This window comes from Thiohalorhabdus sp. Cl-TMA, assembly GCF_041821045.1.
In the GTDB taxonomy this organism is placed as follows: domain Bacteria; phylum Pseudomonadota; class Gammaproteobacteria; order Thiohalorhabdales; family Thiohalorhabdaceae; genus Thiohalorhabdus; species Thiohalorhabdus methylotropha.
The window spans coordinates 188445-203058 of sequence record NZ_JBGUAW010000002.1 but is presented as its reverse complement, the minus strand read 5'-3'; the positions used below and the strand labels follow the sequence as shown (position 1 = coordinate 203058).

Annotated in this window: 15 protein-coding genes; 13 read left to right on the top strand and 2 right to left on the bottom strand. The window is 70.9% G+C overall.

Going from position 1 to position 14614, the window contains the following annotated elements:
- Positions 1-58: 58 nt before the first annotated feature.
- The 9 genes from ACERLL_RS03205 (at position 59) to ACERLL_RS03165 (ending at position 7713) form a co-directional block, all read left to right on the top strand.
- Entirely contained in the window at positions 59-538 is a 480-nt protein-coding gene (locus ACERLL_RS03205) for a Na+/H+ antiporter subunit E (RefSeq protein ID WP_373654614.1), read from the top strand.
- Positions 535-801 (top strand): hypothetical protein, encoded by a 267-nt coding sequence (locus ACERLL_RS03200; protein ID WP_373654613.1) that lies wholly within the window; start codon positions 535-537, stop codon positions 799-801. Before ACERLL_RS03205 ends, ACERLL_RS03200 begins: the two co-directional genes overlap by 4 nt.
- The gene (locus tag ACERLL_RS03195; protein ID WP_373654612.1) at positions 794-1087 is read left to right on the top strand and encodes a cation:proton antiporter; all 294 of its coding nucleotides are present in this window, start codon (positions 794-796) and stop codon (positions 1085-1087) included. The genes ACERLL_RS03200 and ACERLL_RS03195 overlap by 8 nt, the downstream gene beginning before the upstream one ends.
- Positions 1084-2019, top strand: a complete 936-nt coding sequence (locus tag ACERLL_RS03190) for a hydrogenase subunit MbhD domain-containing protein (protein WP_373654611.1) — start codon at positions 1084-1086, stop codon at positions 2017-2019. The genes ACERLL_RS03195 and ACERLL_RS03190 overlap by 4 nt, the downstream gene beginning before the upstream one ends.
- Positions 2016-2318 carry a sodium:proton antiporter gene (locus tag ACERLL_RS03185; protein ID WP_373654610.1) on the top strand — a complete coding sequence of 101 codons (303 nt, stop codon included), beginning with the start codon at positions 2016-2018 and terminating at the stop codon, positions 2316-2318. The genes ACERLL_RS03190 and ACERLL_RS03185 overlap by 4 nt, the downstream gene beginning before the upstream one ends.
- A gap of 3 nt (positions 2319-2321) precedes the next feature.
- Positions 2322-3782: a complex I subunit 5 family protein gene (locus ACERLL_RS03180; RefSeq protein ID WP_373654609.1), complete on the top strand. Its 1461-nt coding sequence runs from the start codon at positions 2322-2324 to the stop codon at positions 3780-3782.
- Complete coding sequence (locus ACERLL_RS03175) at positions 3779-5275, top strand: complex I subunit 5 family protein (protein WP_373654608.1); 1497 nt, start codon at positions 3779-3781, stop codon at positions 5273-5275. The genes ACERLL_RS03180 and ACERLL_RS03175 overlap by 4 nt, the downstream gene beginning before the upstream one ends.
- Positions 5263-6993 carry a proton-conducting transporter transmembrane domain-containing protein gene (locus ACERLL_RS03170; protein WP_373654607.1) on the top strand — a complete coding sequence of 577 codons (1731 nt, stop codon included), beginning with the start codon at positions 5263-5265 and terminating at the stop codon, positions 6991-6993. The genes ACERLL_RS03175 and ACERLL_RS03170 overlap by 13 nt, the downstream gene beginning before the upstream one ends.
- Before the next feature lie 90 nt (positions 6994-7083).
- A complete protein-coding gene (locus ACERLL_RS03165) occupies positions 7084-7713 on the top strand; it encodes a hypothetical protein (RefSeq protein ID WP_373654606.1) in 630 nt (209 codons plus the stop codon).
- Positions 7714-7795: 82 nt separating this feature from the next.
- Here the strand turns inward: ACERLL_RS03165 and ACERLL_RS03160 are convergent, their stop codons facing one another.
- Positions 7796-8734, bottom strand: a complete 939-nt coding sequence (locus ACERLL_RS03160) for a hypothetical protein (protein ID WP_373654605.1) — start codon at positions 8732-8734, stop codon at positions 7796-7798.
- A gap of 341 nt (positions 8735-9075) precedes the next feature.
- Between ACERLL_RS03160 and ACERLL_RS03155 the strand changes: the two genes are divergently transcribed.
- From ACERLL_RS03155 to ACERLL_RS03140, 4 genes are all read left to right on the top strand, one after another.
- The gene (locus ACERLL_RS03155; protein WP_373654604.1) at positions 9076-9873 is read left to right on the top strand and encodes a phospholipase A; all 798 of its coding nucleotides are present in this window, start codon (positions 9076-9078) and stop codon (positions 9871-9873) included.
- 190 nt (positions 9874-10063) lie between these two features.
- Positions 10064-11263 (top strand): helix-turn-helix transcriptional regulator, encoded by a 1200-nt coding sequence (locus ACERLL_RS03150; RefSeq protein ID WP_373654603.1) that lies wholly within the window; start codon positions 10064-10066, stop codon positions 11261-11263.
- Entirely contained in the window at positions 11241-12104 is an 864-nt protein-coding gene (locus ACERLL_RS03145) for an alpha/beta fold hydrolase (RefSeq protein WP_373654602.1), read from the top strand. Before ACERLL_RS03150 ends, ACERLL_RS03145 begins: the two co-directional genes overlap by 23 nt.
- 29 nt (positions 12105-12133) lie before the next feature.
- A complete protein-coding gene (locus tag ACERLL_RS03140) occupies positions 12134-13303 on the top strand; it encodes a helix-turn-helix transcriptional regulator (protein ID WP_373654601.1) in 1170 nt (389 codons plus the stop codon).
- Between the two features lie 21 nt (positions 13304-13324).
- Here the strand turns inward: ACERLL_RS03140 and ACERLL_RS03135 are convergent, their stop codons facing one another.
- A complete protein-coding gene (locus tag ACERLL_RS03135; RefSeq protein WP_373654600.1) occupies positions 13325-14461 on the bottom strand; it encodes a cytochrome-c peroxidase in 1137 nt (378 codons plus the stop codon).
- Between the last annotated feature and the right edge of the window lie 153 nt (positions 14462-14614).

The following is a 14614-nucleotide window of genomic DNA, read 5'->3' as shown; positions in this document are numbered from 1 at the left end:
TGCTCGGCGGCGCGGTTATGCCATACAGGGGGAAACTCGAACCGCGACGGGGAGTTACGTGGTCAGAACCCTGCTTTTTGGCGCGGCGCTGGCCGGCCTCTGGATCCTGCTGACGGGGGGAGCACCGATCTCCTGGATCATCGGCGGCCCCTTCGTCGCGGCGGGCGCCCTGGCCGCCCACGGCCTCCGGCCCGACCAGGAGCGCGCCATTCATCCGGTGGCGGCGCTGGCCTTCCTGCCGTTCTTTCTCTTCCATTCCCTGCGCGGCGGCTGGGACGTGGCCTTGCGGGCCTTCCATCCCGCCCTGCCACTGGCCCCGGGCCACATTACCTATCCGTGCCGCTTGCCGCCCGGGCCGGCCCGCCTGTTCTTCGGCAACGTGGTCAATCTGCTGCCGGGCACGCTGTCCGTCGGCGAAGAGGCCGAGGGCATGACCATCCACGTTCTCGACCGCACCGCTTCCCCGGATGCGGAGCTGGCCATCCTGGAGGCGCGCGTCGCCGCCGTGTTCGGCACCTCCACGGAGCGGTCACCGTGATCGAGGATGCCCTCGCCCTGGCCCTGCTCCTGGTGGCGACCGTCAGTCTGGGTCGCCTGGTGTACGGCCCCGGCTCCGTGGACCGCATGCTGGTGGCCCAGCTCATGGGCTCGGCGGGCGTGGCGGTGGCCCTCACCCTGAATAGCGGGAGCCCATCCGGGGCCCTGGTGGTGGCCCTGGTGCTGGCGCTTCTCGCCGCCGTCTCCGGCGCCGCCTTCGCCCGCCGGTTCCACCCGCCTGAACGGGATGGTGGCGATGGCTGAGACCCTGGGACTGCTGGCCATGGCTGCGGGCGTATTCTTCTTCGCCGCCGGGGCCGTGGCGCTGCTCCGCTTTCCCGATACCCTGACGCGCATGCACGCCCTGACCAAGGCGGACAATCTGGGCCTCGGCCTGCTCATCCTGGGTCTGGCCCTTCGCGCGGAAACGGCCGGCGAGGCGGGCATCCTGGTGGTCATCTGGCTGCTGGCCATGGCCGCCAGCGCGCCCCTGGCCACCCTCCTGGCCCGCCTCGCGGTCCGCCGCTCCTCCGGAGGCGCCGATCCGTGATCCTGACGGCGGCCATGGACGGGCTGCTGGCGGGACTGCTCCTGTGGCTCGCCTGGCGCCTGCTGCGGGTGGACGACCTGTTCCAGGCGGGCGTCCAGTTTATCGTCTTCGGGCTGCTGCTGGCGGTGACCTGGCTGCGCCTGGACGCGCCCGACGTGGCCCTCGCGGAGGCGGCCATCGGCGCCGGGGTCACCGGAGCACTGTACCTCAACACCCTGGCCCGGATGGAGACCCATCCCGCCGACGAGGAGCCCCGGGCCGGGCCCCGGACCGAGACGGCCCGTCGGCTGGCCGGACTGGTCGCCGGCCTGTTGGCCCTGCTCATGGTGGTCCTGATGGGCCGGCTGCTTCTGGGCGCGCCGCCGTCCGCACCGCCGCTCCCCGACACGGGCAAGCTCGACAATCCGGTCACCGCCGTACTCCTGGACGTGCGCAGCTATGACACGCTGTTGGAGACGGCGGTGCTGGTGGAGGCCCTGATGGGCGTCTGGATCCTGGGCCGGCCCCTGGCCACGGCCGCGCACCCGGCGCCCGAGGTGCTCCGGGGCCTGGTGCGGCTCCTGGTTCCGGTCATGGTGGTGGTGGCCGGGGCGCTCCTGTGGAACGGCAGCACCGCCACCGGCGGGGCCTTCCAGGCGGCCGCGGTGCTGGCCGCGGCGGGAATCCTGCTGCGCCTCGGCGGCTTCCCCCTGCCGCTGCTTCACCACCCCCGGCCGCGCGCCGCCCTGGCCGTGCTCGGCACCGCCTTCTTCCTGGCGGTGGGTCTGGGCGTGATGGGCGCCACCGGCTCCTTCCTCGCTTATCCGCCGCCCTGGCAGGGCTGGCTGGTGCTGGCCATCGAGACGGCGGCCACGCTCTCCCTGGCCGCCGTGCTGGTGGTGCTGTTCGAGGCCACCAGCCCGCCGGCCCGCGACGGGGAGGCGACCCCATGACCCCGCCACCCGACCTGATCTTCGGAGCCACCGGCATACTGCTGTTCTTCCTGGGCCTCCACGCGCTGCTGGTGCGCCCCCGCTTCCTGCGCAAGGTGCTCGGCCTCAACGTGGCCGGCGGGGGAACCTTCCTGATCCTGGTTTCCCTGGCCTACCGTTCCGGAGGGACAGCACCCGACCCGGTGCCCCATGCCCTGGTCCTCACCGGCATCGTGGTGGCGGTAAGCGCCACCGCCCTGGCCCTGGCGCTGATCCGGCGCATCCACGCCGCCGAGCACCGCGGCGACGGGGAGGATTGAGGCATGGTCTTCGCGGTTGCCCTGGTGGCCGTGCCGCTGTCGGTTTCCCTGCTGGTCTTCGTCGCTCCGGAGCTGCGCCGCTTTCTGGCGGTGGCGGGGCCCGCCGGGATTGTGATCGCGCTGGTCGGCGCCGGCCAGCGTCTGCTCACCGCCGGACCCGAGCGCTACCCCGTGGGCGCCTGGGGCCCGCCGGGCATCGCGCTGCAGCTGGACGCCCTCGGCCTCCTGATGCTGGGGCTCACCGCCGCCGTCACCACCCTGACGACGCTCTACGCCCGCGGCTACTGGGCGGGATCCGGCGGACGCGGCGACGCCGACCGCCGGGAGCGCGCCTTCTGGCCCCTGTGGTGGATGCTCTGGGCCGGTCTGAACGCCCTGTTCCTCACGGGGGACGCCTTCAACGCCTACATCTGCCTGGAGCTGATCAGCCTCTCCGCGGTGGCCCTGGTGGCGGTGGCCGGGAGCACCGGCGCCCTGCGTGCCGCTCTGCGCTACCTGCTGGTGAGTCTCGCCGGCTCGCTGGCCTACCTGCTGGGCGTGGCCCTGCTGTACGGCCGCTACGGGGTCCTCGACCTGTCGGCCATGGCGGCGGCCCTGCAGCCGGGGCCCGCGGGAGCGGCTGCGCTTGCGGTGATGACGGCCGGCCTGCTGATGAAGACCGCCCTGTTCCCGCTGCATTTCTGGCTGCCCACGGCGCACAGCCGCGCCCCGGGCCCGGTGAGCGCGGTACTGTCGGCCCTGGTGGTCAAGGCGGGCTTCTTCCTGCTGCTGCGCCTCTGGTTCGAGGCCTATTCGGGCTGGCCTCTGGCGCCTGGAACCGCGCTGCTCGGCGGGCTGGGCGCCGTGGCCGTGGTCTGGGGCTCCTTCCAGGCCCTCGCCGCGCCCAGGCTCAAGCTGCTGGTGGCCTACTCCACGGTGGCGCAGCTGGGGTATCTGTTCCTGGCCTTTCCGCTCATGAGCCTTCCCGGCGCCGCCGCGGGCTTGGGTCGGGACGGAGCCCTCTACCTGGCCGTGTCTCACGGCCTGGCCAAGGGCGGCGCCTTCCTGGTGGCGGGAACCTGCCTGTGGACGGGGGGCGGCGACGAGCTCGACCGCATCGGCGGGGTCCTCCGCCGGCTGCCCATCTCCACCGCGGCCTTCGCCCTGTGCGGGATCAGCCTCATCGGCCTGCCGCCCACGGGCGGCTTCGTGGGCAAGTGGCTCCTGCTGCGCTCCATGGCGGCGGCCGGGGCCTGGATCTGGCTGGTGGTGATCGCCCTGGGGACCTTCCTGGCGGTGGGCTACGTCTTCCGCGTACTGGTGCAGGTCTTCGACGCCCGCACCGAGCCCGCCGACCTGGCGCGCGTCCCGCCCCGGATCATGGAGATCTCCGCCCTGCTGCTCGCCCTGGGGGCCCTGGGCATGGGCTTCCTGGCGCCGGTTCTGGAGCCCCTCATGCGGGGGCTCGGGGCGGGCCGGCCTTGACGCCCGGCGCCCTGCTCCTGCCACTGGCGGTGCTCTCCGCACTGGGCCCGGGGGTGGTCATCGCCTTCCTCGCCGAGGAGCGCCACCGCCTGCGCACGGCACTGAACCTGGCGGGGGCGACCCTGCAAGTGGTGGTGGTGACCGTGCTCATCGAGGAGGCCGCCCGCGGATTCACTTACGCCCTGCGGGTGCCCTTCGTGGCCGGCATGGAGATCTTCCTGCGCGCCGACCCCCTCGCCCTGTTCCTGGCCGGACTCTCGGCGGTGCTGTGGCTCCTGACCACCATCTACGCCATCGGCTACCTGGAGGGCGCCCCGCACCGCAGCCGCTTCTTTAGCTTTTTCAGCCTCTGCGTGAGCGCCACCCTGGGAATCGCATTCGCCGGCAACCTGTTCACCTTCTTCATCTTCTACGAGCTGCTGACCCTGGCCACCTACCCGCTGGTGGTGCATCGCGGCACCGCGGAATCCCTCCAGGCGGGCCAGACCTATCTCGGCTACACCCTGGCCGGCGGCCTCGCCCTGCTGGTGGGCCTGGCCTGGCTGCAGAGCCTTATCGGTCCAGTGGAGTTCACCCGGGGCGGCGTCCTGAATGCTGGCACGGCCAGCCCGGCTACCCTGAGCGTCATCTTCGCCCTGCTGGTGGGCGGCATGGGCGTGAAGGCCGCCCTGCTGCCCCTGCACGGCTGGCTACCCATCGCCATGGTGGCACCGGCACCGGTGAGCGCCCTCCTGCACGCCGTGGCCGTGGTCAAGGCGGGCGCCTTCGGCATCGTGCGGGTAGTGGAGGAGGTCTACGGAATCGACCTGGTCACCGCGCTCGGTCTGGGCCGTCCCCTGGCCTACATGGCCGCCGCCACCATCGTTTACGGCTCTCTGCGGGCGCTTTTCCAGGATTACCTCAAGCGCCGCCTGGCCTATTCCACCATCAGCCAGGTGGCCTACATCACCCTGGGCGTGGCCCTGGGCGGCACCACCGCCACCGTGGGCGGCCTGGTGCACCTGGTCCATCAGGGCGTCATGAAGATCACCCTGTTCTTCTGCGCCGGGGCCTTCGCCGAGACCCTGGGCGTCCACCGGGTCTCCGAGATGGCCGGCATCGGCCAGCGCATGCCCGGGACCATGGCCGCCTTCACGGTGGGGGCGCTGGGCATGATCGGCGTGCCGCCCACGGCGGGCTTCATCACCAAGTGGTACCTGGGGCTGGGCGGCCTGGAGACCGGGCTGGGCTGGGTGATCCCGGTCCTGGCGCTGAGCAGCCTGCTCAATGCCGCCTACTTCCTTCCGGTGCTCTACGTGGGCTGGTTCCGGCCGGCGGAGCGCGAATGGCCCGCCTCGCACCGCCGCTTCGAGGCGCACTGGATGCTTCTGGCGCCGCCGCTCGCCACCGCGGCCCTGTCGCTGCTCCTGGGCCTCCTGGCCAAGATGCCCTTCAGCGCCTTGCAGTGGGCCAACCTCATCACCACCCGGGAGTTCGGCACATGGCTCCGCTGACGGCGCTGCCCGCTTCCTGGGGGGAACCGCTGCTCCTCGGCGCCTGGCTGGCCCCGCTGCTGGGGCTGCTCCTGCTGGCCCTGCCGCGGGGGCGCGGGCCGGGAATGGGGTGGGCGCCCCTCTGGGGACTGCCGGCCCTGGCCGCCGGCCTGCTGGTGGCCGACGGAACGGCCGTCCAGTGGCCCTGGATGCTGACCGGCACCCGCTTCGCCATGGACCCGGTGGGCCGCGTATTCCTGCTCCTGGCGGCCATCCTCTGGACGGCGGCGGCCGGGTTCAGCCGCGGCTACCTGGGCGCCGACGCCGGCCGCAAGGCCTATCCGGGCTTCTTCCTCGCCGCCATGGCCGGCAATCTGGGACTGACCGTGGCCCAGGACCCGGTGAGCTTCCTGGCCTTCTTCACGCTCATGGGCCTGCCGGCCTACGGACTGGTGGTCCATTCCGGCACCCCCTTCGCCCGCCATGCCGCCAACGTCTACCTGGGGGCCACCGCGGGCGGGGAGGTGCTCGTGCTCGCCGGCCTGCTACTGATGGCGGGAGGCGGCGGGACGACGGCTGGCGCCCTCCTGCTGATCGCCGGGCTGGGCTCCAAGGCGGGTCTGGTCCCCCTGCATTTCTGGCTGCCCCTGGCCCATCCCGCCGCCCCGGCCCCGGCGAGCGCCGTGCTGTCCGGCACCATGATCAAGGCGGGCCTGCTGGGCTGGATCCGCTTCCTGCCCCTTGGGGAGGCAGCCTTTCCGGAGCTCGGCCGGGTGCTCATCGCGCTGGGCCTGGCCGGGGCCTTCCTGGCGGTGGCGGTGGGGCTCCCCCAGCGCGACCCCAAGACGGTGCTGGCCTATTCCAGCATCAGCCAGATGGGTTGGCTGGCGGCGGCGGTGGGCGCCGGGATGGCGGCACCGGCGGCCTGGAGCGGACTGCTCCCGGCCGTGCTCGCCTACGCCTTCCACCACGGCCTGGCGAAGGGGGCCCTGTTCCTCTCCACCGCCGTAACCGGAGAACGGGCGGGCGGCCGGTTCGGGCGGGTGCTCCTCTGGACCGCCGTGGTCCTTCCCGCCCTGGCCATCGCGGGGCTGCCGGGCACCTCCGGCGGGGCGGCCAAGAAGGGGCTCAAGGAGGCCCTGACCCATACCCCGGGCCTGGCGGCCTGGGACTTCGCCACCCTGCTGACCGCGGGCGCGGCCGCCACCACCCTGCTCATGGTGCGCTTCCTGGTGGTGCTCCGCGGCGGCGGGGCCGGCCGGGGGCTGGACGCCCGAGCACTGGCCTGGTGGGGGGCGGTGGTGGCGGCCTCCCTGCTGCTGCCCTGGCTCTGGCCGCGCCTGAGCTACTGGAACCTCAAGACCCTCTCCGCCGCGGAGCTCGTGGACGGGCTCCAGCCGGTGGTGGCGGCAGCCCTTCTCGGACTCGCCTGGGCATGGGCCGCCAAGCGCTTTCGCCTGCCCGGGATCCCGCCGATTCCGGCCGGCGACCTCTATGCCGGCCTGGAGGCCGGCACCCGCTGGCTGGGGAAGCGGACCACGGGCCTGTGGCAACCGCTCGGCGCCCTCTGGCGGCCCTACAACCGGATCTGGGTGGCTGTCTACACCCATCTGTGGCTGCCGAGCCGCCAGCGCCTCACGGCCGCCGATCGCTGGGGCTGGGGCACCAGCGGCGCCGCGTTCCTGCTGATTCTCGCCGCCCTCGCCTGGGCCCTGTTCCCACCGGGCGCGGGATCCTGATCGGGAAACCCGGATTGAGGCCCTTCCGCTGGAAATCAATGCTGTGGGAATGCCCGGACGGGCGGTCCAGGCAACCGGCGGGAGCGCACCATGCTGCGCGTAGCGTCCCTCGCTCTGGCGACACTACTGGCCCTGGCTGGCTGCGCGTCCCATTCCTACGAGGTGGTCCGCATCCCCAAGCGGGACGCCGACGTCTATCCCACCTCGCGGACGCGCCAGGGCGTCTCGGTGGCCGTGGACACCATCGGACAGGGGCGCCGCGCCCGCCGCTATTTCGGCGTCGCACTGCCCGAGGCGGGGATCCTCCCCGTGAACATCACCGTGTCCAACCACGGGGAGCGAGGCATCCGGGTGCGGCCCGCCGATTTCCTGCTCCACGAGTACGGCCGGGTGGTGGATCCCGTGCCGGTGGATCGCGTCGCCGGTGTCATCGAGACCGAATACGGTGTAAAGCGGCGGAAGACCGCGGAGCGGATCCACACCTATCTGGGCGAAATCCACTTCAGCGAGCGGGTGATCGCTCCCGGCGCCACCTACCAGGGCGTGCTCTTCTTCGACATCGGCAAGCCCCCCGACCGGGAGGAGCGATTCGCCGAGATCCGGATCCTGCACGCCTTCCGGGTCTCCGGGTACCGGCTGCGCTTCAAGGTTACCCGCGTGGAGAGCCGGAAGCGGGTCGGCTTCACGCCCTTCACCCTGCGCGGGCTGCCGGATCTGTAGTGGTTTCCGGGCCATCCCTCGGCAGCAAAAAGGCCCGCGCGAGGCGGGCCTCCGTGGAGCCCCAAACGGGGGACACCGCCCCTCAGAAGCTCCCCTGGATCTGGGCCGTGGGCCCGTGCATGAGCAGGTAGGCGACCCCGAGCTGGATCTCGCCTTCGTCGGGGTCCCCCGCATTCCAGCTGGTGATGGGGTCGAAGAACATGTGCATCTGAACCCGATAGCCGATGTTCAAGGCCACGGACCAGTGGTCGCCCCGGTAGCCGGAGAACCAGCCCGCCTCGAGCTTCCCGGCCATTCCGGCGCCCAGGAAGGTCTCGCCGTCCACGCCGTATTCCTTCAGATCGGGGGCATCACTCGTCTGCGCCACGGACAGGCCATACGTGGTGATCGTGGCGCCGTAGAACTGGTGCTTGGCGCCGTTCCCGGCGTCGGAGTCCACCAGGAAGTTGCGCACCGGGTCGGAGTACAGGCCGATGCCGAGGTTGTAGACCTGCATGGCGTCGTCCTGCAATTGGGGCCCGGATATGGTGCCGTCGCCGTACTCGAACACACGCGGGATGGCGTATTTCTGGAACCCGTACCCCCAGCTCACTCCGCCGATTCCCCCGGAATACTCGATCAGGTTGACCGATAGATAGCGGTTGTCGAAGGTGTCCGGGCGCGGGTTGCAGAAGGCGTCATCGGCGTCCTCACACTCGATGTCCCCCCGGATCCGGCCACGCTCCACGTGCACCAGGTGGTCACCGATGATCAGGCCCAGGGTCAGGTCGCGCAGCCGGTTGTCCTCGTCGATGCCGATATCGCCGAACAGACCGGCCACGTCCTTTTTGTCCCAGGAGAACTTCACCGACCGGATCAGGGTCGGCTCCATCACGTACTTGCGGTCGAACTCGTCGCCGTTGGACATCTCCATCCGGGAGGCGCCCACGCCCAGATAGGACCGCTCCGCCGCCTCCGCTCCCTGCGGGGACAGCGCCACCAGCACGCCCCCGACCACGCCAAGCCAAGCCGCTGCTCGCATTTCCCGCTCCTCTCCGTACCCATTGCCCGGAGCTCCCGGACACCTTCCGACCCGCTTCCCCTTACGTCCTGGAAAAGAAGGATACGCGCGGGAACCGCACGGCTCATCCCCCAAATGGGTGATCAGCCAAAATCCGTGATCGCGCCGGTTTCGGGGGCGGTTTAACAGGCGATTCATGCGAATCGGGGATAGTGCCGGCTTCCGGACGGGCAAGGACGGCTGTCCGGGCTTTCCTGGAAAGCGGCGGGGGGATGATAAGCTACCCCCGCCGATTGTCCGCAAAACCCGGACAGACGGGTAGGACCCGGCCCATCCCTTTCATCCTGGCCCGGCGGGGAGCCATGCGCACGAAGAACCGGATACGGAGGATCCTGGGCGGACTGGCGGCCCTGACGGTGCTGATGCCCGGCGCCGCATTCGCCCAGGACACGGCCCAGCAGCGGGAGGACGTGCTCGTCCCGCTGAGCCGGCACAAGCCCATCTACGCCGTCTACGGCGAGCCCACCCCCAAGGCCCAGATCTCCTTCAAATTCGAGATCTACCCGTACACGGAGCTGTTCTTCGCCTATACCGAGACCGCCTTCTGGCTGCTCCGCGAGGAGTCGGTCCCCTTCTACGACATCAAGTTCGAGCCGGAGCTGTTCTACCGCCACGACCTGCCCACCTGGTGGCTCGATTTCGTCCGCTTGGGGCTGTTCTCGCACAGCTCCAACGGCGAGGACGGCGCCGACAGCCGCTCCTACGACGAGGGCTACCTCGAGCTGGTCACGGAGCTGGATCCCGGCGGGGTGAATTTCCACTGGTCGAACAAGTTCTTCACCTACTATGGACTGGGGGAGAACAACCTCGATATCCGCTCCTACCGCAGCGTCTACGAGACCACCATGTCCTTCCACGTGGGCCTGTTTCCGGGGGATCAGCTCCGGTGGCGCGGCTTCCTGCGCCGGGAGGATTTCGGGCCGGGACGCAAGGACCATTACCACGTGGGCGGCGTCCAGGTGGGCTACATGTTCCCCTCCCTGCTCGGTGTGGACTTCGCCCCCCAGTTCTACGTGCAGTACTACAACGGCTATATGGAGAGCTGGAAGGCGTATGACCAGCGCGAGGAGATCGTCCGGGCGGGCATCCGTCTCAAGTAGCCGCCATCCGGATACCTTCGGACAGCGGACTCCCGGGGGCTTTCCATGGCGGGAAAATATGCATAGATTGTAGGCGAAAGCGGGCGACAGCCATCCGGCGGCATGTGCAGGGGGGGCGCCTGCCCGGCCCGGATCCCGGCCAGGGATCCGGGGGCACCGGGACATGGCCGGGCAGAGGGGACCAGCCGACATGACCACCCTGGACAACCAGCGGCTCGCCGGGCTCATCGACCTGATCTATGGGGCGGCCACCGACCCCGAGAGCTGGACGCGCTTTCTGGCCGCGATCGCCGCGGCCCTGGACGCCAAGTCCGCCCTGATCCGGACCATTGACCTCGAAGGACCGCCCAGGGTCCTGATGAGCTACCACCACAACCTCGATCCGAACCTGCAGGACGAGTACTGCGCCCATCTCGTCCAGCTCGACCCCTATCTGGCGGCGCTCCGCCGCCTGCCACCCGGGCGGATGGTCACCGACGAACAGGTCCTGGACCGGCGGAGCCTGCAGAGCACCTCCTTCTACAACCACTACATGCGCCCGCTGGACAACCAGTTCATCGTCGGCGGCTTCGTGCAGCGGGAAGAAACGCGCAGCACCATCTTCGGCGTCCACCGGCACCATGGCAGCACGCCCTTCGAGCGCGAGCACCTGGAGGCGGTACAGCTCCTGGTCCCGCACATCCAGCGCTCCATCGGCCTGCAGCGCATGCTCGACCTGCAGACGCTGCGCGCCGAATCCGCGGAGCGGGCGCTGGACAAGCTGTCCATCGCCACCTTCCTGCTGGACGATGAGACCCGGGTGGTGCACGCCAACCCGAGCGGCGACCGCCTGCTGCGCCACGGCCGCGGACTGCGCATGCGATCCGGCGGGCACCTGGGAGCCCGGGACGCCGAACAATGCGACGCCCTCTCCGCGCTCCTGGCCCGCGCCCGGGCGGCAGCCTCCGGGAACGGCCCGCCTGCGGCGGAAACCATGCTCCTCCAGGGCGATACCGGGGGATCGGAACGCCTGCTGGCCGTGGCCTACCCGGTTCCCGAGCATCGTGAGTACTACCGGCAAGCCTGGCCCACCGCCCGCGTCGCGCTCTATGTGGGCGACCTGGACGATACCGGCGTCCTGCGTGCCGAGTCCCTGGCCACCCTGTACGGGCTGACCCCCGCGGAGACCCGGCTGGCCATGTCCCTGGCCCGGGGTCGGGACCTGCAGGAGCTGAGCCGGGAGTGGTCCATTTCCCCCCATACCCTGCGTACCCAGCTGAAAGCCGTATTCAGCAAGACCGGAGTGCGCCGCCAGACCGAGCTGGTGCGCCTGCTTTCCGGGGCATCCTGGAGGCTGACGGCGGAGCGAACGGCGAAGGAGGACCGCCATGCGGGCGGATACGCTATGTGACCGGACCCTCCACCTGCCCGGCGGACGCCGGGTCGCCTGGAGGGAGTACGGCGACCCCCGGGGCCGGCCGGTGGTCTATTGCCACGGCATGCCCGGCTCGCGCCTGGAGCCGTTCCCCGGCGACGGGGTGCCCGCGGATGCCGGGCTACGCTTCATCGTCCCCGACCGGCCGGGCTACGGCGGCACCGACCCCCGAGCCGGGCGAACCCTCGGCGAGGAGGCCGCGGACGTGGAGGCCCTGGCCGACCGGCTGGACCTGGAGACCTTCGACGTCCTGGGGTTCTCCGGCGGCGGCCCCCACGCCCTCGCCCTGGCGCAGCGGTTTCCCCGCCGGGTCCTGAGCCTGACCCTGGTGAGCAGCTGGGCGCCCTTCCAGCGGGCCGGCCTGGAGGGGATGGCGGACGCCAATCGCCAGCTCTGGGAGCTGGCAGAGGCGGACTTCCCGGCCTTCGCGCACGCCCTGGGGGAGGCGGTGTCGGCCATGGGCGGCGCCTACGATCTGCTCGTCGGCGGGGCGCCGGAGGCGGACCGGGCGATCTTCGAGGACGCGGCGGTGGCCGCCGCCTACCGTCGCAGCCTGGAGGAGGCCATGCGGCAGGGGCTCGACGGCATGCTAGAGGACGCCGCGGCGCTCATCGCGCCCTGGGACTTCGACGTGGCGGAGATTCGCTGCCCGGTCCGCCTCTGGCACGGCGACGGCGACGTCAACGCCCCGGTGGGCATGGGGCGCTGGCTGGCCCGCCATCTGCCGGAGGCAGAGCTGACGGAATGGCCCGGCGCGGCCCACTTCGCGTCCTTCGGACGCCGGATGGAGATCCTTGCCGACCTGGCACCCGCATAGCGCCGCGAAGGCGGCCCGGGAGGGCACCCATGGGCGGTAATGTCCCCGGCATCGATACGTTCTCGACCCTGCTCGAGGCCGTCTACGAATCGGCCCTGGACCCCGGCCAGTGGCGGATTTTCCTGCGCGGCCTGGCGGAGGCGCTGAACGCCAAATCGGGCATGTTCCGGGTGATCGACGAGCGCCTGCCGGCAGTGCGCGCCAACGTGCACTACAACCTGGACCCGGAGCTCCAGGAGGCCCACCGCCAGTACTACGTGAACCGGGACATCTTCATAGAGGCCCTGCGCGGCCAGCCCGCCGGCTTCATCGCCCCGGGCGAGCAATACCTCAGCCTGAAGCAGCTGCAGCGGACCGAGTTCTTCGCCGACTACATGCAGCCGCAGGACAGCTACCACGTCTGCGGCGGCCTGGCCATGCGCAACGAGGAATTCACCATCAAGTTCGGCCTCCAGCGGGATCGGCGCACCGGCCCCTTCTCCCGGGGTGACGCCGATTTCATCCGCCGCTTCGTGCCCCACATCCAGCGCGCCGCCCGGCTGGGCCACCTGCTGGATCTGGCCCGGCAGCAGACCGCGGCCGCGGAGCAGGGCCTGGAATCGCTGGCGGTGGGGGTCATCCTGCTCGACGAGCAGGAGCAGATCTTCCACACCAACAGCAAAGCCGACGCCCTGCTCCGCAACCGCTGCGGCCTCGCCGATATGCAGGGCCGCCTGATGGCCACCAGCGGGGCGGATGCGGAGCGGCTGCGGGGCCTGCTCGGCCTGGTCCGCAGCCGGGCGGCGTCCGGGGATGCCCCCATACCGGAAACCCTGCTGCTCACTCCGGGCCCCGGGGAACCGCAGCTCCTGCTGGTGGCCTGCCCCATTCCGCCCACCCTGCCGTATTTCCGGGGCCCGTGGCCCACGGCCAACGCGGCGATCTTCGTCAGCAACCTCGCCGACGCCGGCCTCCTCAACCACGAGATCCTCATCGGCCTCTACGGCCTGACACCCACCGAAGCCCGCCTGGCGGGCGCCCTGTCGCGAGGCCACGACCTGAACAGCCTGAGCGAGGGATGGAATATCTCCCGCGAGACCCTGCGCACCCACCTCAAGCGCATCCTGGGCAAGACCGGGACCTCCCGCCAGACGGAGCTGGTCCGTCTCCTCACGGGCAAGCCCTGGAGCCTCGCCGGTCACCCCCTGGAAGCTTCCTGAGCGGTACGCCCGCTTCGGCATTCAGTCCGGCAGCTCCGGCGGCGCCATGCGCTGTGGACCGCCGGAGAGGGCCCGCAGGAAGCGCTCCAGGGCATCGAGCTCCGCCCCGGTCAGGCCAAGCGGCTCGATCCGGGGCGAGAGCCGGGCCGTAGGCGCCCGCTCGCCCGCCTGATCCGGCGGGGCGTTCTGCCACCAGCCCGCGTTGTAGAGCTTCAGCACCGACCGCAATTCCGGCACCAGTCCGTTGTGCATATACGGCGCGGTATGGGCCACCCCGCGCAGGGGGGCCGTCCGGAAGGCGCCGTAGTCGGACTCCCGGCCGGTCACCGCGTACCGGCCCTGGTAATTGCCCACGCCGTAGAAGGAGGTCCCCAGGTGATGGAAGCGGCCGTCGGTGAGATTGGCGCCGTGGTGGCAGTTCATGCACCGCGCCTTGGTCCGGAACAGGTGCAGGCCCCATAGCTCGCGGTCGTCCAGGGCCTTCCGGTCGCCGCGCATGAAGCGGTCGAAGGGCGTGTGCCGCATGGTCCGGGAGCGCACGAAGGTGGCGATGGCCCGGGCCGTCTTGCCGATCCCGATGGGTCCCGAACCGAAGACGGCGCGGAACTGCGCCCGGTACCCCTCGATACCGGACAGGCGGGCCACCACCTTATCCGGGTCCGCCGCCATCTCCACCGGATTGGTGAGGCTGGCCACCGCCTGCTCCTCCAGGGAGGCGGCGCGCCCGTCCCAGAACAGGCGCTCCGGATAGCCCGCGTTGAGGATGCTGGGGGCGCTCACCTCGCCGCGCTGACGGTCGTGGCCGTAGGAATAGCGGCGCCCGTCCGCCCAGCCGAGCTCGGGGTCATGGCAGGAGGCGCAGGCGATCTGACCGGAGGCGGACAGGCGGGGATCGAAGAACAGCTGCTTGCCGAGGCGCTCCTTGCGGGCGCTATACGGATTGGATGCCGGGTATTCCGGCTCGGGGAGGGCCGCCAGGAGCCGGGCCTCCCCATCGACGCGCGGGGCGGGCCACCGGGATTGGGGCCCCTCGTAGCGGGCCCGCAGCCCTTCGGGGACGGGACCACCGGCCGCCTTCCCGCCGGGCGGGAGGTATTGCCCGGCGGCGGCCACCAGCAGGCCGGCCACGAATCCGAGACCGATGAGAATTCCGCGCATGGTCCTCAGGCGGCGAGCTCGGCCCCGGCCGAGGCCCGAAGGGTCCGGGCCGGCCATGGGCCATAAATTAAATGAAAATCATTCCCATTAATTTCTCAGAAGGCGGGCCCCTCGTCAAACCCTTTCCGCCCGAACGGCCCCGGTTCACTGCCG

Excerpts from the sequence above, each read along its gene's own strand:
- ACERLL_RS03135 (WP_373654600.1), bottom strand. The coding sequence starts at position 14,461 with ATGCGCGGAATTCTCATCGGTCTCGGATTCGTGGCCGGCCTGCTGGTG.
- ACERLL_RS03165 (WP_373654606.1), top strand. The coding sequence starts at position 7,084 with ATGCTGCGCGTAGCGTCCCTCGCTCTGGCGACACTACTGGCCCTGGCT.
- ACERLL_RS03140 (WP_373654601.1), top strand. The coding sequence starts at position 12,134 with ATGGGCGGTAATGTCCCCGGCATCGATACGTTCTCGACCCTGCTCGAG.
- ACERLL_RS03170 (WP_373654607.1), top strand. The coding sequence starts at position 5,263 with ATGGCTCCGCTGACGGCGCTGCCCGCTTCCTGGGGGGAACCGCTGCTC.
- ACERLL_RS03155 (WP_373654604.1), top strand. The coding sequence starts at position 9,076 with ATGCGCACGAAGAACCGGATACGGAGGATCCTGGGCGGACTGGCGGCC.
- ACERLL_RS03180 (WP_373654609.1), top strand. The coding sequence starts at position 2,322 with ATGGTCTTCGCGGTTGCCCTGGTGGCCGTGCCGCTGTCGGTTTCCCTG.
- ACERLL_RS03185 (WP_373654610.1), top strand. The coding sequence starts at position 2,016 with ATGACCCCGCCACCCGACCTGATCTTCGGAGCCACCGGCATACTGCTG.
- ACERLL_RS03195 (WP_373654612.1), top strand. The coding sequence starts at position 794 with ATGGCTGAGACCCTGGGACTGCTGGCCATGGCTGCGGGCGTATTCTTC.
- ACERLL_RS03150 (WP_373654603.1), top strand. The coding sequence starts at position 10,064 with ATGACCACCCTGGACAACCAGCGGCTCGCCGGGCTCATCGACCTGATC.
- ACERLL_RS03145 (WP_373654602.1), top strand. The coding sequence starts at position 11,241 with ATGCGGGCGGATACGCTATGTGACCGGACCCTCCACCTGCCCGGCGGA.
- ACERLL_RS03160 (WP_373654605.1), bottom strand. The coding sequence starts at position 8,734 with ATGCGAGCAGCGGCTTGGCTTGGCGTGGTCGGGGGCGTGCTGGTGGCG.